We start from the raw sequence: 24,195 nt of genomic DNA, 5'->3' as shown, positions 1-24,195 counted from the left end.
CTCAGAGGTTAGGATTTCCGAAACCATGTTATGACCCGCGCTGAAGTCCAAGGAGTCCGCAATGCCCCATCTCGCCTTTACCAGCGCACTTCTCGCGATTGCCAATACGGGCGCTCCGGCAGCGGTAGACAATGTCGCGATCTTCGAACGCGCTCAGCTGACTGACGAACTGGCTGTCACCAGCTTTGGCATTATCGAAGATTCACGCTGTTCTGGGGAACGGTTCTGCTTTGACGAAGACCGCTTGGTCATCGCCGCGGTTGTCCATTACCGCGGGCAGGATCGCGAAGTGTCGTTGGCTCTGGGCGAGCCGCTGCGCCTCAATGGCGGAACACTGACACTGACCGGAACGGCAACCCCGGCGAGCAGCCAGGGCGCAATCCAGTTGAAACGCTATCGGCTGGACTTTGAATTCCAGCCGGATAACTGACGCTACTCAACTGACAGGGATCTAGCCCGCGCAGGACGCGGCGCAGATCTTGTCGATCGCGCCGCCTAGCGCGCCATCGAATTCCTCATCCGACTGGCCTTTGCGAAGGTCCTGCAGGAGCCCGCGGCTGAAGCTCGCGATCATGCCGGGGTTCTTCGCGAGATGCTCGCATGCATCATCGGTCGAGTAACCACCGGACAGCGCGACAACGCGCAATACGTTCGGATGGTTGATCGCTGGTGTATAGAGGCCCGGCTCAACCGGGATGGAGAGCTTCAGCATGACCTTACGGCCTTCAGGCAGCGCATCGAGGCCCTTCATGATCTCGGCTAGCAGGATCTGCTCGCCTTCGGCCCTGTCGCTTGCCGTGATGTCATATTCCGGCTCAAGCATCGGCACGAGACCCGCATCGGCGATCTGATTGCCGACTTCAAACTGCTGCGCGACAATCGCGGCGATGCCTTCGGCATTGGCAGACTTGATGACAGAACGCATCTTCGTGCCGAACATGCCCTTGGCGACTGACTTCTCCAGCAGCGCTGGCAGCTTGTCCAATGGCTTCATCAGCTGGACGCCGTTCTCCTCATCCGCCAAGCCCTGATCGACCTTGATGAATGGGACAACACCACGCTTCTTGAGCGCGCCAGGCGTCGGAAGACCGTCGACTTCACCATCCATGGTCTTTTCAAACAGGATTGCACCGATGACCTTGCCATTGCCGAAGCTGGGCGAAGTAATCACACGGCTGCGCATCTCGTGGATGCGAGCGAACATTTCTTCGTCGCCGTCCCACTCATTGTCTTCAACGCCGTAGCCACGCAGCGCCTTGGGCGTGGAGCCGCCGGATTGGTCAAGCGCAGCGATAAAGCCTGCACCGGTTGCGATTTGAGCGGTCATTTGGTCGAAATTCATCAGTCTCAGGCCTCTTGGATGGCGATTCTTGCATACGAATGCGTTGCGAGGCGGTGTAGCCAGACGGCCCTGCTCCGGCAACCGATCCGCACCGTCAAATGGCCAATTTTCCAAGACCTGACACGATTTGGGTCAGCTCTGCCGGATTTATGACTTCTTGGGGCCAACCTTGCGGATGATGCCGGCGAAACTGAGCGCCGGTTCACCATCGGCAGTCACGAGCCCGCGCACGAACAGCGTTTTACCGCCACCGCGTGTGACTTCGCCGCGCGCTTCAACGAGAGCGCTTGGCTGCACCGCGCCAAGAAAGTCGCTCGAAAGGTTCATGGTGACGCCCATCTGGTCGCGCATATGGTCGGTCGCGATGGCGAACAGAGCGAAGTCCGCAAAGGTCATCAGGCAGCCGCCATGCATGAAGCCTGCGCCGTTCATATGGCGCGCCTCAGCACGAAAGGCGCTCAGATAGCTGCCATCATCCTGGCGCTGCATGAAGAACGGCCCTGCACCCGTTTCAAACGGGTCATGTTTCCAGTGATACCAACCGGCAAATTCGCCCTCATCACAGCGCACTGCACTGCCATAGCCGGTCTCGCTCATGTGGTGAGCGCAGCCACGCCGGGAAGCTCGCGACCTTCCATCCATTCGAGGAACGCGCCGCCAGCGGTTGAAACAAATGTGAAGTCGTCTTTCACGCCGGTATGGGCGAGCGCCGCAACAGTGTCGCCGCCTCCCGCCACTGAGGTAAGCGAGCCTTCCTGCGTCAGCGCAGCGGCGGTTTTCGCCAAAGCTACGGTCGCTGCATCGAACGGCTCGGTCTCGAACGCACCCATTGGGCCATTCCACACGAGGGTGCGACAGGTCTTGAGCACGTCCGCAAGCGCTTCGACTGCGCTTGGGCCAACATCTAGGATCATTTCGTCTTCTGCGACTTCGTGGACGTTGCAGGTGCGTAGGCTCGCCGGATTCTCCGCAAATTCCCTAGCGACCACAACATCGTAAGGCAGATGGACTGTGCACCCCGCATGGTCTGCTTCATCCATGATGCGGTTGGCAGTCTCAGTCAGGTCATGCTCGCAAAGCGACTTGCCCACATCGACCCCGCGCGCGGCGAGGAAGGTGTTCGCCATGCCGCCGCCAATGATCAAGTGCTGCACGCGTCCGACCAGATTCTCCAGCACGGCCAATTTGGTCGATACCTTTGCCCCGCCTACAACGGCGGCTACAGGGGGTTCAGGTGTGCCTAAAGCAGCATCAAGCGCTTTCAGCTCCGCTTCCATTGCGCGCCCGGCATAGGCTGGCAAATGATGCGCAAGCCCTTCAGTCGTCGCATGCGCACGGTGCGCGGCCGAGAAAGCATCGTTGACGTAGAAATCGCCATTGGCCGCAATCGCTTTCGCGAACTCCGCATCGTTGGCTTCCTCGCCTGCCCAGAAGCGGACATTGTCGAGCAAGCCAATATCGCCATTGCGCAAAATGCCGATGGATTGCTCGACCACTGGCCCAGCAACCTCAGGAATGAACATCAGCTCCTTGCCGAGCACGCCTTCAACATCGCCCACGACCATGCTGGTAGAGAGCACCGAGGAACGCTTGCCCCCCGGGCGACCGAAGTGCGCGAGCAGCAGGACCTTTGCGCCCTTCTCGCTCAATTCGAGAATAGTTGGCTTGGCTGCTTCCACCCGCGTCACATCGGAGGCTGAACCATCCTTCATCGGAAGGTTCAGATCGACGCGCACCAACGCGACCTTGCCGGTTACATCCCCAAGATCGTCGAGTGTCTTGAAAGCAGCCATACCGTTTTCCTTACAGGAACTTCGCCATCACGCCCGCAGTATCGATCATGCGGTTGGAGAAGCCCCATTCATTGTCGTACCAGCTTACCACGCGGGCGAGCTTGCCTTCCATCACAGACGTCTCAAGGCTGTCGACCGTCGAGCTCGCCGGATGATGATTGAAGTCCGAAGATACCAGCGGCTGGTCGGTGTAATCGAGTACGCCCTTCATTGCACCTTCGGCGGCAGCTTTCAGCGCAGCGTTCAGCTCTTCGGCCGACGTGTCGCGGCCCGGCGTGAATACAAGATCGACCAAGCTGACGTTTGGCGTTGGCACACGGACCGATGAGCCGTCGAGCTTGCCAGCGAGTTCCGGCAGTACGAGGCCAACCGCGCGAGCAGCGCCGGTAGTCGTCGGGATCATGTTCTGCGCACCACCGCGCGCACGGCGCATGTCGCCATGCATCTGGTCAAGCATGCGCTGGTCATTGGTGTAGGAGTGGATCGTGGTCATGAAACCGCGCTCGATACCCACCAGATCATTCAAGACCTTCGCCACTGGCGACAGGCAGTTCGTGGTGCAGCTCGCATTGGAGATCACATCGTCTTCAGCGGTCAGCGTTTCATGGTTCACACCGTAAACGATGGTCTTGGAAACACCCTTTGCAGGCGCTGAAATCAGCACGCGCTTGGCACCCGCGGTGATGTGCGGGCGTGCCGCTCCGTCTGACTGGAAAAAGCCAGTGCATTCCAGAACGATATCGACGCCCATTTCACCATGCGGCAAGTTCGCCGGATCACGCTCACTCGTCACTGCGATGGTCTGGCCGTTCACTGTGATGGTGTTGTCGCCCGTTTCGACGGTGCCGGGGAAGCGGCCATGGGTTGAGTCATACTGGAACAGCAATGCGTTCGACTTCGTATCCGCCAGATCGTTAATCGCGACCAACTCGAAATCGTGATCTGTCCGCTCAAGAAGAGCGCGCGCTACAAGCCGTCCGATGCGGCCAAAACCATTGATTGCAACTTTCGTCGCCATGAGAGGAACTCCTGCTTATCCGTTCAATTTGTTCATGATCTGCGGAACGATCGCGTCCGCGGTAAATCCGAATTTCTCAAAAAGCTGCCCTGCCGGAGCTGATGCCCCAAAACGGTCCAACCCGATGTTGAGCCCGTCGCGGCCTGTGTAGCGCTCCCAGCCGAATGTCGTGCCGGCCTCGATCGAGACGGTCAGGCAATCCGTCGGGAGAATATCCGCGCGATAGTCTGCGCTCTGCTCGTCAAACAGCTCGGTCGAAACCATGGAGACCACATCGGCACCAATGCCCTGCTCTTCAAGGCGCGCGGCGCATTCAGCAGCGACATGCAGCTCGGAGCCGGTCGCGACGATTACGACCTTGCGATCAGCAGTGGCCGACGCAATCCGATAGCCGCCTTTCGCAGAGAGGTTCTCGCCCGCATCTTCCAAGCGCATTTGCGGCAAGCCCTGGCGAGTAAGCGCAAGCACCGTTGGCCGGTCCTTCTGCTTCAGAGCGATCTCCCACGCCTCTGCTGTCTCGACCGCATCGGCAGGACGCAGAACAAGCAAGTTCGGCATCGCGCGCAAAGACGCGACATGCTCGACCGGCTGGTGAGTTGGTCCATCTTCGCCAAGGCCTATGCTGTCATGCGTCATCACGTAAATCACGCGCTTCTGTTGAAGCGCAGACAGCCGGATCGCACCGCGTGCATAGTCAGTGAACACGAGGAAGGTGCCGCCATAAGGGATCACCCCGCCATGCAAGGCCATGCCGTTCATGGCCGCGGCCATGCCGAACTCGCGGATGCCGTAATATACATAGCGGCCCGAATAATCGTCAGCGGTCATCGCTTCGATACCGCCAGCCTTGGTGTTGTTTGAGCCGGTCAGGTCTGCGCTGCCGCCGATGGTATCGGGCAGGCGCGGGTTGATGTTGGCGAGCGCCATCTCGCTCGCCTTGCGGGTCGCCACCTTCACAGGTTCCGCAATCAGCGAGGCGACATAGTCCTTCATCGCATCGCCATCGGGCAAGTCGCCCGCCATGCGCCGCTCGAACTCGCCCTTGTCGGATGAGGCATTCAAGCGCGTCAGCCATTCAGCTGAAGCAGCACGGCCACGCTCGGCCGTTGCGCGCCAATCGCTAAGGATCGCATCTGGAACGACAAATGGCTCCGCTTCCCAGCCAAGCACGTCGCGTGCTGCAGCAATCTCGTCCGGCCCGAGCGGTGCACCGTGGGTTGCGCTGGTGCCTTGTTTGTTAGGCGAACCTTTGCCGATGACCGTCTTGCAAGCGACGAGACTTGGGCGGCCATCGGCCACCGCTTCGTCAATCGCACGCTCGATGTCTGCAAAGTCATGGCCATTGCATTCTGCGACATGCCAACCGGTCGCGACATAGCGCGCCTTGATGTCTTCGCTGGTCGACAGGTCGGTGCCGCCATCGATGGTGATGTTGTTGTCGTCCCAAAGCACAATCATGCGGCCGAGCTTCAAGTGGCCTGCAATACCGATCGCTTCGTGGTTGATGCCTTCCATCAGGCAGCCATCGCCTGCGACCACCCAAGTGCGGTGATCGACCAGATCGTCGCCAAAGACAGAGTTCAAATGCCGCTCTGCCATGGCCATGCCCACGGCCATCGCAAGCCCCTGACCCAGCGGGCCTGTCGTGCATTCGACGCCGTCCAGCAGGAAATTCTCTGGGTGACCGGCGCAAGGGCTGCCAAGCTGGCGGAAATTACGGATGTCATCCATGCTCGGCGCCGCGTAACCCGACAGATGCAGCAGGCTGTAAATCAGCATTGAACCATGACCTGCGGAGAGCACGAAACGGTCGCGGTCAGCCCATTGCGGGTTCGCCGGATCAAACTTCAGATATTTCGACCACAGCACACTCGCGACATCGGCCATCCCCATCGGCATGCCGGGGTGTCCGGAATTGGCGGCTTGCACAGCGTCCATCGAAAGCGCGCGGATGGCGTTTGCCATATTCTGCAAGCGGGCGGGATCGAGACTCATGGTCGGCAAGGCTCCTGCTGGTCTGTTGGCCAAAGGACACCGCCTCAGCCGCATTTTTTGGGCGATTCGTCGCGGTGGAAGCCTTCGCGGAGCAAGGGGACGAGGTCAAGCGGCGGGTGGGCGCATTCCCCGCCCTTGCCCAAACAGCGGAGACTTTGCCCGATTTTCCGAGTGTAAAGGCAGTTGGACGACAGTTATCAACAACGTGTCTCTACGGCTTTGCGCAGGGTAGAGCCTGCTGATATTATTCTGCGCATGGGAGAGGCCCGCCTTGACGACGCGGTGCAACGCGTAAGCACTGCAATGGACCGCTTGGAAGCGGCGCTCGTTTCGCGTGCCACAGCCGCGGCCGCACCGATGGCCTCAGAACAGTCCTCACAGCACGAGCTCGAACTGATCTCGCAGCACGAGAAAATGCAGTCCGAAGTGCGCGATACCTTGGCAGCTCTCGACGAGCTTATCTCGGGGTTGGAGAAATGAGCGAAGTTACACTTTCTGTCGGCGGCAAGCACTACACAGTGGCTTGCGCAGCGGGTCAGGAAGCGCACATCACCAAGCTTGGCTCGATGATCGATGCAAAGATCGCCAGCCTCAATGGCAGCCGCACCAATTACGACGCGCAGAACTTGCTTTTTGCCGCGCTGTTTCTCGCTGATGAGTTGATCGAAGCGCGCTCGGAGACCTTGGAGCAGGCATCCGGTCCATCTGCAGAGGAAAAAGCAGCCATGGCGCTCGAGAAAGTGGCTGAACGGATCGAAAAACTCAGCCAGAAGCTTGAGGAGCCGCTCCCGGCATCCTAAGTAGCATGCTGGCGGGACTGCCCGGTACGAGCCATTTGAACATCCCTGAGGCTATAAGCAATTCCTAGGGAGCTGTCCCTGCCTTGGTTTACGGGCCACTGCATTCTTCGGAATGGAACCCGGGGACTAGGGTATACGGCGCCCACCTGACGTTTAGGCGTCAGAGGATTTCTCGGGCAAACGACCCATGGTGGTTCCGTCACTTTTCTTTGCGCTACCGCTTCGCTACTTGAGCGTGTTTGTTTTTGCGCTACCGCTTCGCTACTTGAGCGCGGTGTTAGACAAACAATCACTCCGGAAATCACTCCGCACTGCCCGCCGCGAGCATGCTGCCGCGCAGCCAGCGGCGATCCGCGCGCTGCTGTTCAATCGTCCGCCTGCTCCGCTGATGGATATCATCGCGCCCAACGCGGCGATTGGGCTCTATCATGCGAGCGCTTCAGAGGCGCCGACAAGCGGCTATGCGAAGTTCTTTCAAGAGGCGGGACATACGCTCGCCCTGCCGCGCTTTGCGGACGAAAACGCGCCGATGCACTTTGCCGAGTTCACCGATCCATTCGAGGAAAGCGATCTTGAAAAGGGCGCTTTCGGCATGATGCAACCGGCGGCTGAAGCCTTGGAAGTCGCGCCCACTGTGCTTTTCATGCCGCTCGTGGGATTCACAGCGGACGGCGCGAGACTGGGCCAAGGCGGCGGGCATTACGACCGATACTGTGCGGAACATTCGCAAGCCCTGCGGATTGGGCTCGCATGGGATGTGCAGCTATGCGAAGCCCTACCAACCGAGCCGCATGACATGCCGCTCCATGCGATTGTCACACCAACCCGGATGTATGGACCTTTCAATGCGTGATACCCCGACCTGGCGAATTCCTGTGGGCATTCTCGGCCTGCTTGTGGCGCTCATTGCCTATGGCGTTGTCATCGCGCGCTACGCCCCGGAAATCATCGGCGAGTGGCCAACACTGGTCCAGACGATAGTGTACCTGATCCTTGGCATAATCTGGTTACTGCCCTTGCGCAGGTTCCTCATCTGGATGGAGACCGGGAGCTGGAGCCCGCCTGCCTCCACTGAAGACAATTAGATCCGTTCTGCATACTCCGCTTCAAGCTGCTGATCGCGAAGCCAGAAGTCGGTCTTGCGAGGCCCCGCAAGCGTCTCGGCCATCAAGTCAAAGTGCCCATGCCAACCGGCAAACACACTGATGATAACCTCGCGCCCTTCCAGCCCGGTGTGAACCAGAAGTAGCTCGGTCACGCCATGACCTGTTTCGCTCAGCGTGATGTCCACCCGGCTAGAGCCATCGCCCTCCGCTTCGAACCAAGTAAATGCCAAGGAGTGCGGCGGATCATAGGCGAGGATCTCAGCATCATGCGTTGCAATAACTTCATCGGCATACTTTTCGGGCGGCGTGCTTTCAGCAAGCCTGCGATGATCGAATTGCATCACAATCCTGCCGCCGACATGATCGTCGGTTGAGCCGCCACAGAACCACAATTTGCGTTTCTCCGGATCGACGAGGAACTGCCAGACCTTCTCGATATCCGCGTCGAAACGCCGGCGAAATTCCAGCGTGCCCGGTGCAGTCTGCTTGCCATAGTCACTCATCGCGATCCTCCTTCAACGCTTTGTCCAGAGCATCGAGCCGTTGATCCCAGAACACCGCATAGCGCTCGACCCAATCGCGCAGCGCAAACAACGCGTTTGGATCCAGCTTGCAGACACGCTCGCGGCCGCGTTTCTCGCGGTGCAGCACGCCTGCCTCTTCAAGCACACCAATATGTTTGGAAGCGCCTGCAAGGCTCATATTCATAGGCCCGGCCAGCGCCCCCACGGTGCACTCGCCTTGCGACAAGCGCTCGACAATCCGCCTGCGGGACGGATCGGCCAGCGCTTTGAAGAGTGCATCCTGATCGACTCGATACTCAACCATTCGGTTAAATATTCACATAGCCGGAGAATAGTCAACTGATTGGTTAAATATTTACGCAACCGCTTGAGTTCACCACCTGCAGACTTGCCTTGATCAGATGTGGAATCGCCTCAGCCGGCAGATGCCAAAGCGATGGCCGCTTCCATTGCCGGATCGCGACCTTCAAGAAAGTCCTCAACCGTCATCGGCGCAGGAACATCTGGCGTAATTCCGAGTCCCTTCTCGAAGCTTGCTACATTGTTCTTCACGTGGAAAAACGGCAGCCGCATGCGCACACCGCTATGCTGCAAGGTCAGTGTGAACTGAATGCCCGCGGTCGGCCCTTCCTTGCTTCCACCCGTCTTCTCTCCAACAGTGGTCGCGCGGCCCATTTCCGTCATCCAGCTAATGAAATTGGTGCTGCCCGATGAGTTCGAATTGCTCGTCAAAACGATCAAATCCCCTCCAAAAGCATATTTCGCTGGTTTGAGTGTTCTCAAATCATCGCTTACAAAGCTTCGAAGCGCGTACGTGCCATCGTCCTGTTTGGAAAATCCCAGCGGATTAGGGTCGAGCGCGCGCTTGTCCCAAGTCCAAAGGTGCTGGCGGATACCGTCCAGATCAAGCGTCTTAGCGAACATGCCTTTGCGCGGCGCATAATCCTGCGTCAGTACATTTTCCAGCAAGCCATAGCTCGCGTCCGATGACCCGCCGCCATTCTTGCGCAGGTCCAGGATCAATGTGGTCTGACCTTCGTCCTGCAAAGCCTTGAAAATGGGTTCATAAATCGTCGCAGGGTCGACCGGATCACGGTAGTTCACAAAAGTATCGACGCGCAGATAGGCGACATCATCGCTGATCCGCTCGAACGTTGCAGCGTCCTTGAAATTGCTCACCTGACCGCCGGCGCTGTTCATTGCGCTCCAAGCGTCGAAGTCCATGCGATCAACCGAAGCGGTGCGCACTTCACCTTCGCGATTGCGCAATATAAGCGTCGCTGAGGACGGAACGTCCCACAAGAGCGCGCCAAAATGATCGACCGCGCCACCCATGAATTCAAGCGACGCTGTCATTCCAGTGGGTCGCGTCCAGTTGGTGTATCCATCGACAGGGATGAAACCGCTGACTTCTGCGAACAACTGGTCCATCGAGCGTCCATCAATGCTGAGGATCTCGTCGCCGAAATTGAGACCTTGCCCCTCAGCGCCTGCTTCAACAAACGCCCGGCCTTCGACAATCCGCCAGCGCATCGGCAGGTAGAGCGCCTTGCCCGCCCTCGCCTCGCGCAGCGCTTTCGGCAGTTCTGCTTTGGTATGATCGCAACGGATTGCAACCAATGCGAGCTCGGCAGCCAGATAGAACTCAGCCAAGCTCATTCCGCCTTGCGCTTCAGCCCGGTCGATTATCGATTGCCACAGCGCATCCATCTCTGTCTCGGTTGCATAGCGCGTGTATCCGGGATGCACACGAGAGAAGGCTTCGCGGGCGAGCTCGATGTCCGCGCGGACTTGCTCGGGCGTCAGGCGGGCATCGGCGGCAACGAGAGTGATTGGCTGCGAAGCTTTCTCCGCCTTTTGAGCAACGCATGCAGTGAATGGCAGCAAAGCGCTCGCCGCAAGGATAGAGAGGGATTTGATAGCGGGGACAGGCATGGGTAACTCCTTTGGTTGCCGCACCCCTCGCTGAATTTCCGCACTCAGTCGGCGCAAATTCGCGTTTTTCTTGTGAAATTCATGAATTGAGACGTCGATATTCACTCGGCGATAGCCCTGCATGCGCTTGAAATGCGCGGTTGAAGCTCGCTTTCGAACCAAAGCCGGAAGACAGCGCGACATCCAGAAGATTGACGTCTTCGCGCATGATCATGGACTTTGCATACTCCACTCGTAATCCGTTCACGAAACTGCTGAAGCTGAGATCAAGCCCCTTGTTGAGCGCGCGGCTGACATAAGCCTGGTTCATGCCAAACCGCCGGGCGAGTGTTTGCAGCGAGAGCGTCGATTCCAGATGCCAGCCATTCTCTAGTACCATGGCCTGCAATCGTTCGCCTTCCGTGACCCAGTCACGCTCTGCCGCAGTTGCATCGAGCAATTCCTCAACAGAAACAGCGTCCGGCGCGAGCATCTTGGGAAAGGGCTGCGTGATCCGGGTGAGCGCTTCGAGCGAGATCAGCAAGACGCAAAACAGCATCGCGATATCCCACCAGAATTGCTCGAAATAGCTGATTTCGAGCGTAAGATAGAGCGCAAATTCCACCGCCCAAAGCAGCGCTGCAAAGATGCCAAGCGCCATCAGATGCGTGATCCAGCGCGGATCAAACGCATCGCCATCCGATCGGTTCGCGTTGAGCCAGTCGATATACCGCTGTCGCATCTGCCAGATCTTGAGGAAGCACCATGCGGTTAAAGTCACAGTCAAAACCGCATAGAACGGGATGATCACCGGCTCATGAAACGCATTGTTATAGGCCCATTTGGCGCGGTAATCGCCCAGCATGGTGAAAGCCCATAGCTGGTAAAGCCAATAGAGAAAGCCGGGAACGAGCAGCGCATATTGCTCGAGCGATGCAACGCCTTCCATCAAGTGTCGTGCGTGGAAATAGACCAATGGCCCAAAGAACAGAGCCATCCCCACCGGCAGAAAAGTCAGGCCCGGCCAAATATCATAGGCACCGGCGAAACCGATGATCATCGGAATGGAGTCGATCGCGACCGCCAAAAAGAACAGCAACAGCCAAAAGCTGGCTCTGCGTTCTATGCCTTTCGACAGGCAAAACAGCTGCGTCAGAAGCGCGCATACAAGCAGACCTGCGATGGCGACGCTGCGCCAATTCACCAGCAAGTCTTGTGCATCATCCATAATCTCGCTGCCTCTAGCTTTTATTTCGCGAAGGCGTGAGGCGTTAATTGACGAGTGAGCGCCAAGCGTCTCAATTCGCGTAAAGCTGTCCCAAAAGACAGAAATTCATGATTTGCGACGTCATCGCACGTCTTCGCTCAAGCCAAGCGGGCTGCACAAGTGCTTGCGCATGACTGAGTCACGCTTAAGCTTGCCAAATGTTCAAGCCTGCATTTCTCATAGCGGCGGTGACCGGGCTATGCGCACCGCTCCTTAACCTTGCGACTTCCGCACCGATCGATCCGCCTGTCACTTATGATACCGAAAGGCCTGAAATTACTCAGTGGATGCGTCACCCGGCGATCCTCGTTTTTTCAAAGACAAGGGGCTGGCGCCATAATGAAGGGATTGCCGGTGCAGACCTGTTTTTCGTCGAGCTCGCCGAAGCCAGTAACATGGGTGTTTTCACGACCGTAAATGGAGCCGTTTTCAATCATGAACAATTGAGCCGTTTCGAAGTCGTCGTATTCAACAATATGACGGGAGACACACTCAGCCCAGAACAAGAGAAAGTATTTCAATCCTGGCTGGAAGACGGCGGGTCGCTGATTGCTCTGCACGGGTCCGGAGCAGCTTCGCACACTGACTGGCCATGGTATGATGACAGGGTGATCGGACCGGAATTCATCGGTCATCCGCAGGATCCGCAATTCCAGGAAGCACGGGTCGTCAATCTCACTCCGGACCACCCTATCCTGGCCGGATTACCGGCAGACTGGATCAAAGAGGATGAGTGGTACAGCTTCAACCGGCTTGAATTGCTGGCCGGTGCGACACCTCTGCTCGGCCTCGACGAAAGCACTTACATTCCCGAGCTTCGCCGCGAAAGTGGGACTGTCGATCTGCGAATGGGTGAAGAGCCTCAAGACCACCCTGTTGCCTGGGTGAGATGCATCGGGAATGGACGCACGATTTACTCAGCGCTCGGCCATCACCCGCGCAGTTATCAGAACGAACACTATCGCAAATTTCTGATCAACGCGTTCGAATGGGTTCGCCGACGCGGCGAGGACGCAACAGAGTGCTGAGAAAGCGACGGAAAGGGAAATCCCCAAGTGGCGCGAGTGACGGGACTTGAACCCGCGACCTTCGGCGTGACAGGCCGACACTCTAACCAACTGAGCTACACCCGCGCAGCCACTTGGGAGCCGCGCAAATAGGGCCGAGCGCATATGCTGTCAACGGCCCTTTGCGCGAAACTTCAAACTTTATTCACCCGATCAATCGCCCAGCAACAGAACCGGCGTTTCGATAAGCTTTTTGATCTCCTGAATGAAGCTTGCTGCGTCATAACCGTCGACAACGCGGTGATCGCAGCTGATCGAGATATTCATGAGCTTGCGCTTCTCGATCCGCTCTTGACCATCAGGACCAGTGACAAACATCGGCCGTTCGATAATCCGGTTGGGACCAATAATCGCAACTTCCGGCCGGTTGATGACCGGCGTGGTCGCAACGCCGCCAAGCGGACCGAGCGATGTCACCGTCAGGGTGGACCCGGACAGTTCCTCTGACTTGGCAGAACCATCGCGCGCTGCACTGGCGAGACGCCCAATCTCCATCGCGAGCTGCCAGAGATTGCGGCTTTGCGCATCGCGAATGACCGGCACCATCAGGCCGGTACCTGTCTGCGTCGCCATACCGAGATGGACCGAGCCGTGCCGTGTGACCACATTGGCCTCGTCGTCATAACGCGCATTGATCATCGGATAGTCCGGGATCAGCTTGCAGATCGCGCTGATCAGGAGCGGCAGCATGGTGAGCTTGGGCCGAGAATCGTCAGCGCCGCCGCGGGCGGAGTTCAGCTGCGCACGCATCCGCTCAAGCTCGGTTACATCGCATTCTTCCACATAGGTGAAATGCGGGATGTTGCGCTTTGCCGCGCTCATATTCTGCGCGATGCGCTTGCGAAGGCCGATGACCTTGATGGCTTCATCTTCGCGCGTGCGGCCAGCGGCAGAGAAGCCCCCGGCTGAATTGTAGCTAAGGAACTGATCGAGATCGCCGTGACGCACCCGGCCATCTTCGGCCGGTTTGACTTGGGCCAAATCAATCCCGAGATCGCGCGCACGCTTGCGAACCGCAGGGGTCGCGAGGACCTTGGCTGCAGGTTCGCTAGAAACAGACGTAGGCTGTGGCGCTGGTTCCGGTTCTGGCTCAGAAGCCGGTTCAGGTTCCGGAGCAGGCTCTGGTGCTACTTCTGGTTCGGGCTCCGGAGCTGCCTTCAGCTCAGGCGCAGCTTCCTCGGCAGCCTCTTCCGAAACTTCACCTTCCACTTCGATTACCAGCAGCATTGCGCCCACTGCGATCGTGTCGCCCACTTCGCCTGCGACTTCCTTCACCACGCCGTCGACGGGGCTTTCAATGTCGATCGTCGCTTTGTCAGTCATCACGTCGACCAGGTGCTGGTCTTCGCTCACAGTGTCGCCAACCTTGACCTGCCATTCGACGATTTCGGCTTCCGCCACGCCTTCGCCCACATCGGGCATGTTGAATGTAAATGTCGCCATGGCGTCAGTCCTTAAGGATCTTGTCGATTGCCTCGCCGATGCGGACAGGACCCGGGAAATAGGCCCATTCGAGACTGTGTGGATAGGGTGTGTCGAAACCGGTCACGCGTTCGACCGGCGCTTCCAGGTGATAGAAGCAGCGTTCGGTGACGAGCGCGGACAATTCAGCGCCAAAGCCGGACGTGCGCGTTGCTTCGTGTACAATCAGGCAGCGACCAGTCTTCTCAACCGAGGCTTCAATCGCTTCGATGTCGAGCGGAACAAGCGTGCGCAAGTCTAGAATGTCAGCTTCCACGCCTTTGTCGGCGCAAACCGCCTCAGCCACATGCACCATGGTGCCGTATGCGAGCACCGTGAGTTGCTCGCCTTCTGTCACATGGCGCGCTTTACCGAGCGGGATCTTATAATATCCCTCTGGCACGACGCTATCCTTGTGCTTCTTCCATGGCTCGACCGGCTTGTCATAATAGCCTGTGAACGGGCCATTATAGATGCGCTTGGGCTCAAAAAAGATCACAGGATCATTGTCTTCGATGCAGGAGATTAGCAGACCCTTCGCATCGTAAGGCGTTGAAGGAATGACTGTTTTCATGCCTGAAACATGCGTGAACATCGCTTCAGGGCTTTGGCTGTGCGTCTGCCCGCCAAAGATGCCGCCGCCAAAGGGCGAGCGGACTGTCATCGGCGCGATGAATTCCGTCGCCGAGCGGTAGCGCAGGCGCGCTGCTTCACTGACCAGCTGATCAAGCCCCGGATAGATATAATCGGCAAACTGGATTTCCGGGACTGGGCGCAGGCCGTAAGCCCCCATCCCCACTGCGACACCGATGATGCCGCATTCGGAAATCGGCGTATCGAATACGCGTGTCTTGCCGTGCTTTTCCTGCAAGCCTGCCGTGCACCGGAACACACCGCCGAAATAGCCGACGTCTTCGCCCATGATAATCACGTCTGGATCACGCTCGAGCATGATGTCGAGCGCGTCGTTGATCGCTTCGATCATGTTGATCCGGCGTTCTGTTTCAGCCTCTGCTTGGGGCGGGGTAGTGGTGTCGGTTGTCGCGCTCATTGCCCCGCCCCCTTTCCGGCAAAGTCCTTTGGATGCTGGTCAGGCCACTTGATCTGCCGCTCACGCGTTGCCTGCTCTGCCTGCTCTTCGAGATGCCAGGGCAGCTCTTCAAACACGTCCTCAAACATGGTGTGGAACGGATGGTGCAGACCGTGGCCGAGAATGCCGTTCTTTTCGGCTTCCTTGGTCGCGGCCTTGACCTGCTCGGCGCATTCCTTGTCCATCGCGGCCTGACGATCTTCGTCCCACTCACCGATCGCAATCAGATGGTTCTTCAAGCGCATGATCGGATCGCCGAGTGGCCATTCCTCGCGCTCTTGCGCGGAGCGGTAGCCAGATGGATCATCCGACGTGGAGTGCCCTTCAGCGCGATAAGTGAAATACTCGATCAGCGTTGGGCCCTGGTTTGCCCGCGCGCGGTTCGCAGCCCATTGCTGAGCGGCAAAGACCGCGAGTGCGTCATTGCCGTCAACGCGAAGGCCCGCGAGGCCGTATCCGAGTGCGCGTGCAGCGAAGGTTGTTCGTTCTGCCCCGGCAAAGCCCGAGAAGCTGGAGATCGCCCACTGGTTGTTGATAACATTGAGGATAACCGGTGCATTATAAACCGTCGCAAAAGTGCAGGCTGAGTGGAAGTCGCCTTCCGCTGTGGAGCCCTCGCCGACCCACGTCGCAGCAATGCGGCTATCGCCTTTGATCGCGCTAGCCATCGCCCAGCCAACCGCTTGCGGGAGCTGCGTCGCCAAATTGCCGCTGATCGTAAAGAAGCTGTGGTCGCGCGCCGAATACATGATCGGCAACTGGCGGCCTTTCAGCTTGTCCGCCTTGTTTGAATAGATCTGGTTGATCATGTCGACGATCGGATAGCCGCGCGCAATCAGTATGCCCTGCTGGCGATAGCTGGGGAACACCATGTCATCGCTCGCAAGTGCCATGGACGCGGCAACGCTTGTCGCCTCTTCGCCCGTGCATTTCATGTAGAAGCTGGTCTTGCCCTGACGCTGGCCGCGAAACATGCGCTCATCGAATGCACGCACCATCGCCATATGGCCAAGCATGGCGCGGAGCGTTTCCGGATCAAGCTTCGGGTCCCAGGGCCCGTGCGCCTTGTTGTCCTCACCCAGCACGCGGACGAGCCCGTAGGCAAAGTCCCTCATCTCTGCTGGCGCAGTCGCTTCATCGGGACGCGGCATCGCGCCCGCTTCGCCGATATCGATATGGCTGAAGTCTGCCTGGTCGCCTGGCCGGAATTTCGGCTCCGGCACGTGGAGCGCGAGCGAAGGCTTGTTGCTGCCCGCTGCATTAGACTTTTGGGGGGCCTTTGCGGCCATAATGCTCTCCCGCGCTTGCCGCTCGCTCTTGCCGCGCGCGGTCAATGCATAAATTTCGCGAAGGCGTTATTTTATTTCAAACGCGAGATTCGGTCAAGCAAATGGACTAGACCGCAACGGGGGCTTTGATCGGCGCAAGGGGTGCATAGTCGTGCACTGCAAAATCCTCGATTTTGTAGTCGAAGATGCTCTCTGGCTTGCGCAATATTTCAAGGCGCGGATTGCCTTGCGGCTCGCGGCTCAATTGCTCCGTGATCAAATGCTCATGATTGAGGTAGAGATGCACATCCCCGCCCATCCACACGAGTTCGCCCGGTTGCATGCCAACCTGCTGCGCAATCATGCGCTGGAGCAATGCCGCTGACCACAGGTTGAAAGGGAGGCCTAGCGCGACATCGCAGCTGCGCTGATAGAGTATGCAGTTGAGCTTCGCGTCTGCACCTTCGCCCGCAACATGGAACTGATATGTCTTGTGGCATGGCGGCAGTGCCATGCGGTCGAGCTCAGCCACGTTCCAGCCCTCGATGATATGCCGGCGGCTGCCGGGGCTGGCCTTGAGGCTCTCCACCACCTGCGCGACCTGATTGATACCTTCCCCTTTTTCGTAAAGCCCGTCCTTGCGATAGCGATAGGTCGGCCAATCGACCCATTGCTTGCCATAGACCGGGCCGAGATCGCCCCAGCGCGCCGCAAAAGCCTCCTCATCAGCGATACGCTGGACAAAATCCTCCAGAGCGATGTTTTCGCCCGTTTCCTTGACGTAGCGTGCATGCGGCCATTCATTCCAGATCTTCACGCCTTGCAGCACGAGCGGGCGGATATTGGTCTCGCCGGTGAGAAACCACAGCATCTCGCGCGTTGCGGTCTTCCAATAGACGCGCTTGGTGGTGAGCAGCGGCATTGCGCCGTCAGCCAGATCGTACCGCAGCAACGCGCCTGCAATCGAGCGCGTGCCAATGCCGGTGCGGTCGATGCGCTCGCTTCCCTCTTCCCAAATGCGCCGCATCAGGTCGAGATACTGCCATTCGGGATGGCCTGGACCAATCAGCTCAGAGGGAGTCGTTTGTGCAGTTTCAAGCGTTGCCATGGCGCAAACTATACGCGGCAAATCGCGGCTTGCCACCCCGTGAGCGCCCCCTTATAGCGCCGCCCTTGCCTCGGCTCGCAGCTTATCGACAGCTGTTTGAGCCTGACAAGGTCGGGGAGTAGCTCAGCCTGGTAGAGCACTGTCTTCGGGAGGCAGGGGCCGGAGGTTCGAATCCTCTCTCCCCGACCAAATCTCCTGGCTCGCACCCGTACAATGTGATCTGCCCTGATCGTGCCACATTGAAGCACGCTACGCGCGAGTTTTCGCTTCATGCCTTAAGCATGTCATAGGATTGCCGCCAAAACTGGCGTAGGAATCAGAAACACAAGGCATTTGAGGTGCAAGCCGCGCAATGACACTGAGCATCATCATTCCCTATTATGATGAGACGATTTTCATTCGTCAGACCGTGGCCTCATGCCTGTTGTTGGGCAATGCGCTGCATGAAGTAATCATCGTCAATGATGGCCCGAAAGATCTCATCGCGGCACATTGGGACGATCTCGCGGGTGCAGAAAAGGTCCGCGTGATCAAGAACCCGGTCAATCTGGGTCATCCGGGCAGCCGCAATGTCGGAATTGAACATGCAAGCGGCGAGCTCTTGATGTTCCTCGACGCGGATGACTGGCTCGTCCCTAACTGCATGCTTTCTGGGGTCAAATTTGCCCAGCAGAGCCAAGCGGACATTACGCATCTGCCAACGCTTAGCTATCGCCCGCGCTTTGGAGCGTGGGAGCGATTCGAGCGCGACCGCCGTATTCTGGCAAAACGCGCTTCTGGAATGACAATCGATGACGCGCCGGAGATGCGTTACACGGTCGCGACGTGGTCATGGATTTTCAGGCGCGATTTCCTGATCGAAACCGGCGTCCGCCTTGATGCGACGCAGCAAAGATATGTCGATCACGTGTTCGCACTCGATGCGCTCCAGAAGGCTCGCCAGCTCGCAACATTTGACCGTTATCCGCATATTTGGCGCAGACGCGGGGCATCAATGTCTACGTCAGCGGAGAGCGACGAGCAGTTCGAGTTTCTGATCGATTCCATCACTAAGGCATCGGACTTGTTGCTGCCGCATTACGCCGCGGACTCGACCCCGTTTCAACGTGAACTGGCTTTCTCTGCCGCGCGCCTGCTGGGCGAGTGGGACTTGTTGCGCGTCTGTATACCGGCGCGCGCGTCTGATCCAGGCAAAGCACAATTACTGACGAAGCTCGCAAGGGAATTTGGGCGCTTTGAGCTTCAGCAGGCCATTGTCGATGATCCGCTTCTTAAACGCATCTATCGCAAGGGTATCCATCGAGAGCCATTTGCTTCGATTGCTTTAGATCAGGTCCCGCAACTTTACGGCCTGATCGCGCAAGAAGCATGGGATGAGATTGCCAGCATCCTCGAAATCGGTCCGGAGGGCATTCCGGTAACGGACGATGCATTTGCCAACGTGCGCATGGACTTACCCCCGGCTCTGGCCTTGTGGGAGTCTTACGCCACGTTGGTAACGGCAGATAATAGTATGGAGCACCGGCTGTTTACCGAGTTTCTCCTCGATGAGATTGATGCCTATTGCGGGCAATTGAAGGACTCCGACTTTCCAAATGTTCCTGCCAAATGGCCGCGAGACATGTCAGCTGTCATGGCGCAGCTGGCTGACCGCTTCGATGCGACATTACCGCCGATTGCAGACGCCAATCAGGCCAAATTCGCAGAACTGCGCGAGACAGCGGAGGCAACCACGAATGCCTATGTGCGTTCAAAGATCGGTGTCGAAATCGCCGGTGTCCCGCTCCGCTCCGAAGTGCTGGAAGCATGGCGCGCATGGGAGAGCGCTTTTATGGGCGACGCAATGGATGCAATGACGGCCACCATTTTGCAGCGCGGTGAAGAATCGAGCAAGGGCGATGCGAACTGGCAAGCGAAGCGCACCATCAAAAGCCGCTTGCGTGCAAAAGTGGTCGAGCCCCTGACCGGACGGTAAGCGGTCGGTCCTTCAGCTAGACCATCTGGCGCGCAGCGAGCCCGAGCGCGATTGTCAAAGCCCCAAGCCCTACAGACAAGTGCAAGCGCAGCCGCATGAACGCGCGATCTGCGAAACCCAATATGCGGTCCACAATCGGCGACAATCCGATTAGCAATCCGAGGATGATGAGTTGTGGTCCCGGCCATTCCCAGCCGAATGTCCATGGCAGGAACAGCGCCAACGCGATCAGGCTCGGCGCGACAGCGAACAGGAATGGTTCTGCGCTCACTTGATCAGCTGCAAGCGCCTGTCCCCACCACACGCCGCCCAGAAAACTGAAGATCAGCGCCGCATAGCCAAAGCCGCCAGCGATCGCGACGAAACCCCACTCGCCGCCGTTCAATGCCAGCGCCAAAGCGATCCCTTGCGGCAATAATCCGGCATAGCCCAGTGCAAGTGCGGGCGTACCGAGCCGCGATGATGTGGAATTGTCACTCATGCACGCATCAAAGCGCGGGCAACGCTTGTGTTCCTGACGTCATGGAACCTGCGCTTGCCCCCGCCGTTTCTATTCCACGCAATCAAGCGCGTGGTCGAAACTATGACAGATGACACTTCCTGGGGGCGCCAACGCGCTGTGCCGAGCGGCCGCTTGTCACGCCTTGCCGGCTTTGGCGGGCTTGCAGCAGGCGTGGCTGGCTCTGTCATTGGTGAAGGCGCTAAACGTCTCGCAGCAGGCGAGCGCCCTTCGCTTGACGAGTTGATCCTGACCCCCGGCAATGCGCAGCGCCTGACCGACCGGCTTTCGCATCTGCGCGGTGCGGCCATGAAGATGGGCCAGATGATCAGCATGGACGCGAATGACATGCTGCCGCCCGAGCTTGCCCAGATCCTCGCCGCATTGCGCGATCGCGGAAACTTCATGCCGACCAAGCAGCTTGATGGTGTGCTGAAGGCGGAATGGGGAAAGGATTGGCGTGGGGTATTCAAATGGTTCAACCCGCGCCCCATTGCAGCGGCCTCTATCGGGCAGGTCCACAAGGCGCTCACCCGCGAAGGCGAACTGCTCGCGGTCAAAGTGCAATATCCAGGCGTGGCGAACAGCATCGATAGCGATGTCGATAATGTCGCGAGCCTTCTGTCGATCTCCGGCCTGCTGCCTAAGGAGCTCGACATCGAGCCGCTGCTGAAAGCGGCGAAGGAACAGCTCAAGGAAGAGGCTGACTATCTCCGCGAAGGCGAGCAGATGCGGCTCTATGCCAAGCGGCTTGCGCATGATGACAGCTTTGTCGTTCCAAGCCTCAACGAAGCGCTCACCACGCCGCGCATCCTTGCGATGAGCTTCGAAGAAGGCGGCCCGATCGAGGATCTGGTGAGCCAGCCGCAAGAGCTGCGCAACGCAACATTCGAAAAGCTGGTCCGGCTCGTGACCCGCGAATTGTTCGAATTTGGCGTCATGCAGACAGACCCCAATTTTGCGAACTTCCGCTATCGCAAGGCGGATGGAAAGATTGTACTGCTCGACTTTGGCGCCGCACGTGATGTTGAGCCGCAAGTCACTCAGGCCTATCGTAAGCTATTGGAGGCGGGCCTCGACGCTGATCCCGTGCGGATCAAGCAAGAGGCGCTCAATGCAGGCTTCATCAACGAAGCGGTGATCGAACGGCAGGGCGAAACGCTCGATCGCATCATCAAAATCATCTCGGACGAGATGAGCCGCGATGCACCGTTTGACTTTGGTAATCGCGAATTTGTGCCGGTCCTGCGCGAAGAAGGCATGTCAATCGCACGCGACAAAGGCAGTTGGCATATTCCGCCGGCTGAGACATTATTCGTCCAACGCAAGGTCAGCGGTACGGCGATGCTGGGCGCGCGCATGGGCGCCGTCATCAATTTGCGCCGGATCGTTGAAGAGATGTTGGAGATAATACCCGCGTGAGCACGCCTTCCGTTCTGTTCGTCTGTCTCGGCAATATCTGCCGCTCGCCTATGGCGGAGGGGGCATTTCGCGCTGCTGCAGACAAAGCGGGACTTAGCGTCACAATTGATAGCTGTGGGACTGCCGCCTACCATCGAGGCTCACCGCCCGATCCGCGAGCGGTGGAGACGGCGGCCGCGCGGGGTATCAATATCTCCGAACTTCGCGCGCGTCAGTTGGAGCCTGCCGACTTCACCCGTTTCACGCATATCTTCGCAATGGATCACGACAATCTGCGCAATGTGCAGGCTGTGGAACCGCAAAGCAGTACAGCGCATGTCTCGCTGCTGCTGGACATCGTAAAGGGCCGCGAAGGGGCAGCCTTGGCTGATCCCTATTATGGCGGTGAAGAGAATTTCCGCGATACGTGGGAAGATGTGACCATGGCCGCAGAGGCTCTGGTCGCGAAGCTGCGCGCTTAACCGCCGCGCAGCAATTGCACGCCCCAGTCACGTTCCAATAGATAGAGCAAGATGCGCGCCGCCTGGCCGCGGTCTGAATCAAGCCCACCATCGCGTTCCATCAGCAAGCGCGCATCGGCATGGGCTGCAGGGAGCAGCCGCTTGATCTGTTCAAGGCTCGCAATGCGGAAGGCTTCTTCGCCCGACTGACGAGTGCCGAGCAGCTCGCCGCCACCGCGCAAGGCAAGGTCTTCCTCCGCAATGCGAAAACCGTCCTGCGTCTCGCGCATCAAGGCGAGCCGCTTGCGCCCGGTTTCCGACAGCGCGCCGCCGCGTAGCAGCAGGCACACGCTCTTCTCGCTACCCCGCCCCACGCGTCCGCGCAGCTGGTGCAATTGTGCCAGACCAAAGCGCTCGGCCTGCTCGATCACCATCAGCGTTGCAGCAGGAACGTCCACGCCAACCTCGATCACGGTTGTCGCGACCAGCAGCTTGGCCGCTCCGCTTGCAAAGCGCTCCATCGCAGCATCTTTCAATTCCGGCTTCAATTGCCCGTGGACGAGCACAACATCCTCGCCAAACCGCTCCTTCAGCGTCGCATAGCGCGCTTCGGCGGCGGCGATATCGTCGGTCTCGTTTTCCGTGACCATGGGGCAGACCCAATAGGCTTGCTGGCCTGAGCTGACATGCCGCGCGACGCCTGCGACCACATCCTCCATCCGCTCCTGCGCGACCACGCGCGTGTCGATCGGCTGACGGCCCGGCGGCATCTCGTCCAATTTGCTGACATCCATCTCGCCATATTGCGCGAGCGTGAGCGTGCGCGGGATTGGCGTTGCAGTCATGGCGAGTGTGTGCGGCGCGGCCTTGCCCTTGCTTGCAAGCGCCAGACGTTGCTGCACCCCGAAGCGGTGCTGCTCGTCGATCACGACCAGCGCCAGATCCTTATAGTTCACACTGTCCTGAAAGATCGCATGTGTGCCCACGACGATGTCAATCGAGCCATCGAGCAGTCCCATCAGAATGCTCTCGCGCGCCCTTCCCTTGTCGCGTCCGGTCAGCAGCGCGACCTCGACACCAGTTGGCTGAGCCATCGCGCGCAGGCTGTCATAGTGTTGGCGCGCAAGAATCTCTGTGGGTGCAAGCAAGGCTGCTTGCTTGCCCGCTTCATTCGCGATCAGCATCGCGTAGAGTGCCACCACGGTTTTACCCGCGCCGACATCACCTTGCAGAAGCCGCAGCATAGGCGACTCTTGGGCTAGATCGCCTTCGATCTCACGCACGGATCGCGCCTGCGCGCCGGTGAGCGAATACGGCAGGTCAAGCTTATCCCGTAGCGATCCATCGCCTTGCAAGGACTGGCCCTTGCGCTGCTTGTTGCTCGCCCGCACCAGCATCAGCGCCAGCGCATTCGCGAACAGCTCGTCATAGGCCAGCCGGTCGCGCGCGCTGGCGTTCACATCCTTATGTGCGAGCATCAACGCATCACGCCAAGCGGGCCATCCTTCCTTGTCGAATTGGCCCGGCTCGATCCATTCAGGCAGATCCGGCAGCTTCGCCAGTGCCTGAGCGCACAGCGACGCAATACGTGGCTGCGTGAGCCCGGCGGATAGCGCATAAACCGGTTCGTTTAGCCGCTGGAGGCCCGCATCCGCTTTCTCTTCGACATGATCCGGGTGGACGATCTGCAGCATGTCGCCATAGCGCTCGAGCTTGCCCGAAACCCAGCGCTCTTCGCCCGTCGGAAGCTGTTTTTTGGCAGTGTAGGACGCGCGCCCGAAGAAAGTCAGCGCGCAAATATTGCCCACTGCATCCTGCGCGAGCACACGGTACGGCCCGCGCTGATTGCGGCTCGCACGATGCTCGGTCGGAGTGAGCGCGATGATGATCTGCTCGCCTTCACCGGCCTCGTCCAGATTACCGACCGCGCGACGCGACACGAAGCGTTCCGGCATGTGATAGGCAAGGTCCTTCACCCGCGTCAGGCCGAGCTTGCCAAGCGGCTTTTGCAGCTTGGGCCCTACGCCATCGAGAGCATCAGTCTCGACAAATAGCGGATTGAGGATTTCTGGGCGCATTTGGTCGCTATAGCGGCTTGCGCGGAGG

The 24,195-nt window shown here is 58.7% G+C and carries 24 protein-coding genes, 2 tRNA genes and 1 other RNA gene; 11 read left to right on the top strand and 16 right to left on the bottom strand.

Going from position 1 to position 24,195, the window contains the following annotated elements:
• Window positions 1-61 precede the first annotated feature (61 nt).
• Window positions 62-430 (top strand): hypothetical protein, encoded by a 369-nt coding sequence (locus HUO12_RS01940; protein ID WP_176272006.1) that lies wholly within the window; start codon window positions 62-64, stop codon window positions 428-430.
• A 21-nt stretch (window positions 431-451) separates the two neighbouring features.
• On the opposite strand, the gene HUO12_RS01935 is transcribed toward HUO12_RS01940, so the two are convergent.
• The 5 genes from HUO12_RS01935 to tkt form a co-directional block, all read right to left on the bottom strand.
• The gene (locus tag HUO12_RS01935) at window positions 452-1,342 is read right to left on the bottom strand and encodes a fructose bisphosphate aldolase (protein ID WP_176272005.1); all 891 of its coding nucleotides are present in this window, start codon (window positions 1,340-1,342) and stop codon (window positions 452-454) included.
• A 147-nt stretch (window positions 1,343-1,489) separates the two neighbouring features.
• Complete coding sequence (locus tag HUO12_RS01930; protein WP_176272004.1) at window positions 1,490-1,939, bottom strand: PaaI family thioesterase; 450 nt, start codon at window positions 1,937-1,939, stop codon at window positions 1,490-1,492.
• Entirely contained in the window at window positions 1,936-3,135 is a 1,200-nt protein-coding gene (locus HUO12_RS01925) for a phosphoglycerate kinase (RefSeq protein ID WP_176272003.1), read from the bottom strand. The genes HUO12_RS01930 and HUO12_RS01925 overlap by 4 nt, the downstream gene beginning before the upstream one ends.
• A 10-nt stretch (window positions 3,136-3,145) precedes the next feature.
• The gene (gene gap / locus HUO12_RS01920; RefSeq protein WP_176272002.1) at window positions 3,146-4,153 is read right to left on the bottom strand and encodes a type I glyceraldehyde-3-phosphate dehydrogenase; all 1,008 of its coding nucleotides are present in this window, start codon (window positions 4,151-4,153) and stop codon (window positions 3,146-3,148) included.
• 15 nt (window positions 4,154-4,168) lie between these two features.
• Window positions 4,169-6,148 (bottom strand): transketolase, encoded by a 1,980-nt coding sequence (gene tkt / locus HUO12_RS01915; RefSeq protein WP_176272001.1) that lies wholly within the window; start codon window positions 6,146-6,148, stop codon window positions 4,169-4,171.
• Window positions 6,149-6,403: 255 nt separating this feature from the next.
• Between tkt and HUO12_RS01910 the strand changes: the two genes are divergently transcribed.
• The 5 genes from HUO12_RS01910 (at window position 6,404) to HUO12_RS01890 (ending at window position 8,033) form a co-directional block, all read left to right on the top strand.
• Entirely contained in the window at window positions 6,404-6,628 is a 225-nt protein-coding gene (locus HUO12_RS01910; RefSeq protein WP_176272000.1) for a hypothetical protein, read from the top strand.
• The gene (locus HUO12_RS01905; protein ID WP_176271999.1) at window positions 6,625-6,948 is read left to right on the top strand and encodes a cell division protein ZapA; all 324 of its coding nucleotides are present in this window, start codon (window positions 6,625-6,627) and stop codon (window positions 6,946-6,948) included. The genes HUO12_RS01910 and HUO12_RS01905 overlap by 4 nt, the downstream gene beginning before the upstream one ends.
• Window positions 6,949-6,959: 11 nt before the next feature.
• A non-coding RNA gene (gene ssrS / locus HUO12_RS01900) (6S RNA) lies at window positions 6,960-7,149 on the top strand.
• Between the two features lie 73 nt (window positions 7,150-7,222).
• Complete coding sequence (locus tag HUO12_RS01895) at window positions 7,223-7,801, top strand: 5-formyltetrahydrofolate cyclo-ligase (protein ID WP_332310423.1); 579 nt, start codon at window positions 7,223-7,225, stop codon at window positions 7,799-7,801.
• Window positions 7,794-8,033, top strand: a complete 240-nt coding sequence (locus tag HUO12_RS01890; protein WP_176271997.1) for a DUF2842 domain-containing protein — start codon at window positions 7,794-7,796, stop codon at window positions 8,031-8,033. The genes HUO12_RS01895 and HUO12_RS01890 overlap by 8 nt, the downstream gene beginning before the upstream one ends.
• On the opposite strand, the gene HUO12_RS01885 is transcribed toward HUO12_RS01890, so the two are convergent.
• From HUO12_RS01885 to HUO12_RS01870, 4 genes are all read right to left on the bottom strand, one after another.
• Window positions 8,030-8,557: an SRPBCC family protein gene (locus tag HUO12_RS01885; RefSeq protein ID WP_176271996.1), complete on the bottom strand. Its 528-nt coding sequence runs from the start codon at window positions 8,555-8,557 to the stop codon at window positions 8,030-8,032. The two genes, HUO12_RS01890 and HUO12_RS01885, sit on opposite strands and share 4 nt — an antisense overlap.
• The gene (locus HUO12_RS01880; RefSeq protein ID WP_176271995.1) at window positions 8,550-8,882 is read right to left on the bottom strand and encodes an ArsR/SmtB family transcription factor; all 333 of its coding nucleotides are present in this window, start codon (window positions 8,880-8,882) and stop codon (window positions 8,550-8,552) included. Before HUO12_RS01880 ends, HUO12_RS01885 begins: the two co-directional genes overlap by 8 nt.
• A gap of 110 nt (window positions 8,883-8,992) precedes the next feature.
• On the bottom strand, window positions 8,993-10,513 hold the full coding sequence (locus tag HUO12_RS01875) for a S41 family peptidase (protein ID WP_176271994.1): 1,521 nt from the start codon (window positions 10,511-10,513) through the stop codon (window positions 8,993-8,995).
• A gap of 79 nt (window positions 10,514-10,592) precedes the next feature.
• Entirely contained in the window at window positions 10,593-11,720 is a 1,128-nt protein-coding gene (locus tag HUO12_RS01870; protein WP_176271993.1) for a helix-turn-helix domain-containing protein, read from the bottom strand.
• A gap of 197 nt (window positions 11,721-11,917) precedes the next feature.
• Between HUO12_RS01870 and HUO12_RS01865 the strand changes: the two genes are divergently transcribed.
• On the top strand, window positions 11,918-12,787 hold the full coding sequence (locus HUO12_RS01865; protein WP_176271992.1) for a ThuA domain-containing protein: 870 nt from the start codon (window positions 11,918-11,920) through the stop codon (window positions 12,785-12,787).
• 28 nt (window positions 12,788-12,815) lie between these two features.
• Here the strand turns inward: HUO12_RS01865 and HUO12_RS01860 are convergent.
• From HUO12_RS01860 to thyA, 5 genes are all read right to left on the bottom strand, one after another.
• Window positions 12,816-12,892 (bottom strand) — tRNA-Asp (locus tag HUO12_RS01860).
• Between the two features lie 87 nt (window positions 12,893-12,979).
• The gene (locus HUO12_RS01855) at window positions 12,980-14,269 is read right to left on the bottom strand and encodes a dihydrolipoamide acetyltransferase family protein (RefSeq protein ID WP_176271991.1); all 1,290 of its coding nucleotides are present in this window, start codon (window positions 14,267-14,269) and stop codon (window positions 12,980-12,982) included.
• 4 nt (window positions 14,270-14,273) lie between these two features.
• A complete protein-coding gene (locus tag HUO12_RS01850) occupies window positions 14,274-15,338 on the bottom strand; it encodes an alpha-ketoacid dehydrogenase subunit beta (RefSeq protein ID WP_176271990.1) in 1,065 nt (354 codons plus the stop codon).
• On the bottom strand, window positions 15,335-16,666 hold the full coding sequence (locus tag HUO12_RS01845) for a 3-methyl-2-oxobutanoate dehydrogenase (2-methylpropanoyl-transferring) subunit alpha (protein ID WP_176271989.1): 1,332 nt from the start codon (window positions 16,664-16,666) through the stop codon (window positions 15,335-15,337). Before HUO12_RS01845 ends, HUO12_RS01850 begins: the two co-directional genes overlap by 4 nt.
• A 106-nt stretch (window positions 16,667-16,772) precedes the next feature.
• Window positions 16,773-17,753: a thymidylate synthase gene (gene thyA, locus HUO12_RS01840; RefSeq protein ID WP_176271988.1), complete on the bottom strand. Its 981-nt coding sequence runs from the start codon at window positions 17,751-17,753 to the stop codon at window positions 16,773-16,775.
• Window positions 17,754-17,865: 112 nt separating this feature from the next.
• Here thyA and HUO12_RS01835 point away from each other — a divergent pair.
• Both HUO12_RS01835 and HUO12_RS01830 read left to right on the top strand, forming a co-directional pair.
• Window positions 17,866-17,942, top strand: a tRNA-Pro gene (locus HUO12_RS01835).
• A gap of 163 nt (window positions 17,943-18,105) precedes the next feature.
• Window positions 18,106-19,728, top strand: coding sequence for a glycosyltransferase family 2 protein (locus tag HUO12_RS01830; protein ID WP_176271987.1), 1,623 nt, complete (start codon window positions 18,106-18,108; stop codon window positions 19,726-19,728).
• A gap of 16 nt (window positions 19,729-19,744) precedes the next feature.
• Here HUO12_RS01830 and HUO12_RS01825 read toward each other — a convergent pair whose 3' ends face one another.
• Window positions 19,745-20,209, bottom strand: coding sequence for a DUF3429 domain-containing protein (locus tag HUO12_RS01825; protein WP_176271986.1), 465 nt, complete (start codon window positions 20,207-20,209; stop codon window positions 19,745-19,747).
• A gap of 102 nt (window positions 20,210-20,311) precedes the next feature.
• Between HUO12_RS01825 and HUO12_RS01820 the strand changes: the two genes are divergently transcribed.
• Window positions 20,312-21,649: an ABC1 kinase family protein gene (locus HUO12_RS01820; protein WP_176271985.1), complete on the top strand. Its 1,338-nt coding sequence runs from the start codon at window positions 20,312-20,314 to the stop codon at window positions 21,647-21,649.
• Window positions 21,646-22,110, top strand: a complete 465-nt coding sequence (locus tag HUO12_RS01815) for a low molecular weight protein-tyrosine-phosphatase (RefSeq protein ID WP_176271984.1) — start codon at window positions 21,646-21,648, stop codon at window positions 22,108-22,110. The genes HUO12_RS01820 and HUO12_RS01815 overlap by 4 nt, the downstream gene beginning before the upstream one ends.
• Here the strand turns inward: HUO12_RS01815 and recG are convergent.
• Window positions 22,107-24,167 carry an ATP-dependent DNA helicase RecG gene (gene recG, locus HUO12_RS01810; RefSeq protein ID WP_176271983.1) on the bottom strand — a complete coding sequence of 687 codons (2,061 nt, stop codon included), beginning with the start codon at window positions 24,165-24,167 and terminating at the stop codon, window positions 22,107-22,109. The two genes, HUO12_RS01815 and recG, sit on opposite strands and share 4 nt — an antisense overlap.
• Window positions 24,168-24,195 lie beyond the last annotated feature (28 nt).

Source organism: Altererythrobacter lutimaris (genome assembly GCF_013371495.1).
Classification (GTDB): domain Bacteria; phylum Pseudomonadota; class Alphaproteobacteria; order Sphingomonadales; family Sphingomonadaceae; genus Erythrobacter; species Erythrobacter lutimaris_A.
This window is presented reverse-complemented; position numbering and strand designations above follow the sequence as displayed.

Coding starts and splice junctions, on each gene's coding strand:
- HUO12_RS01925 (WP_176272003.1), bottom strand. CDS start 3,135: ATGGCTGCTTTCAAGACACTCGACGATCTTGGGGATGTAACCGGCAAG.
- HUO12_RS01830 (WP_176271987.1), top strand. CDS start 18,106: ATGACACTGAGCATCATCATTCCCTATTATGATGAGACGATTTTCATT.
- HUO12_RS01845 (WP_176271989.1), bottom strand. CDS start 16,666: ATGGCCGCAAAGGCCCCCCAAAAGTCTAATGCAGCGGGCAGCAACAAG.
- HUO12_RS01865 (WP_176271992.1), top strand. CDS start 11,918: ATGTTCAAGCCTGCATTTCTCATAGCGGCGGTGACCGGGCTATGCGCA.
- HUO12_RS01885 (WP_176271996.1), bottom strand. CDS start 8,557: ATGAGTGACTATGGCAAGCAGACTGCACCGGGCACGCTGGAATTTCGC.
- gap (WP_176272002.1), bottom strand. CDS start 4,153: ATGGCGACGAAAGTTGCAATCAATGGTTTTGGCCGCATCGGACGGCTT.
- HUO12_RS01880 (WP_176271995.1), bottom strand. CDS start 8,882: ATGGTTGAGTATCGAGTCGATCAGGATGCACTCTTCAAAGCGCTGGCC.
- HUO12_RS01825 (WP_176271986.1), bottom strand. CDS start 20,209: ATGAGTGACAATTCCACATCATCGCGGCTCGGTACGCCCGCACTTGCA.
- HUO12_RS01850 (WP_176271990.1), bottom strand. CDS start 15,338: ATGAGCGCGACAACCGACACCACTACCCCGCCCCAAGCAGAGGCTGAA.
- HUO12_RS01935 (WP_176272005.1), bottom strand. CDS start 1,342: ATGAATTTCGACCAAATGACCGCTCAAATCGCAACCGGTGCAGGCTTT.
- HUO12_RS01870 (WP_176271993.1), bottom strand. CDS start 11,720: ATGGATGATGCACAAGACTTGCTGGTGAATTGGCGCAGCGTCGCCATC.
- recG (WP_176271983.1), bottom strand. CDS start 24,167: ATGCGCCCAGAAATCCTCAATCCGCTATTTGTCGAGACTGATGCTCTC.
- HUO12_RS01890 (WP_176271997.1), top strand. CDS start 7,794: ATGCGTGATACCCCGACCTGGCGAATTCCTGTGGGCATTCTCGGCCTG.
- HUO12_RS01940 (WP_176272006.1), top strand. CDS start 62: ATGCCCCATCTCGCCTTTACCAGCGCACTTCTCGCGATTGCCAATACG.
- HUO12_RS01910 (WP_176272000.1), top strand. CDS start 6,404: ATGGGAGAGGCCCGCCTTGACGACGCGGTGCAACGCGTAAGCACTGCA.
- HUO12_RS01930 (WP_176272004.1), bottom strand. CDS start 1,939: ATGAGCGAGACCGGCTATGGCAGTGCAGTGCGCTGTGATGAGGGCGAA.
- HUO12_RS01875 (WP_176271994.1), bottom strand. CDS start 10,513: ATGCCTGTCCCCGCTATCAAATCCCTCTCTATCCTTGCGGCGAGCGCT.
- HUO12_RS01905 (WP_176271999.1), top strand. CDS start 6,625: ATGAGCGAAGTTACACTTTCTGTCGGCGGCAAGCACTACACAGTGGCT.
- HUO12_RS01855 (WP_176271991.1), bottom strand. CDS start 14,269: ATGGCGACATTTACATTCAACATGCCCGATGTGGGCGAAGGCGTGGCG.
- HUO12_RS01820 (WP_176271985.1), top strand. CDS start 20,312: ATGACAGATGACACTTCCTGGGGGCGCCAACGCGCTGTGCCGAGCGGC.
- tkt (WP_176272001.1), bottom strand. CDS start 6,148: ATGAGTCTCGATCCCGCCCGCTTGCAGAATATGGCAAACGCCATCCGC.
- thyA (WP_176271988.1), bottom strand. CDS start 17,753: ATGGCAACGCTTGAAACTGCACAAACGACTCCCTCTGAGCTGATTGGT.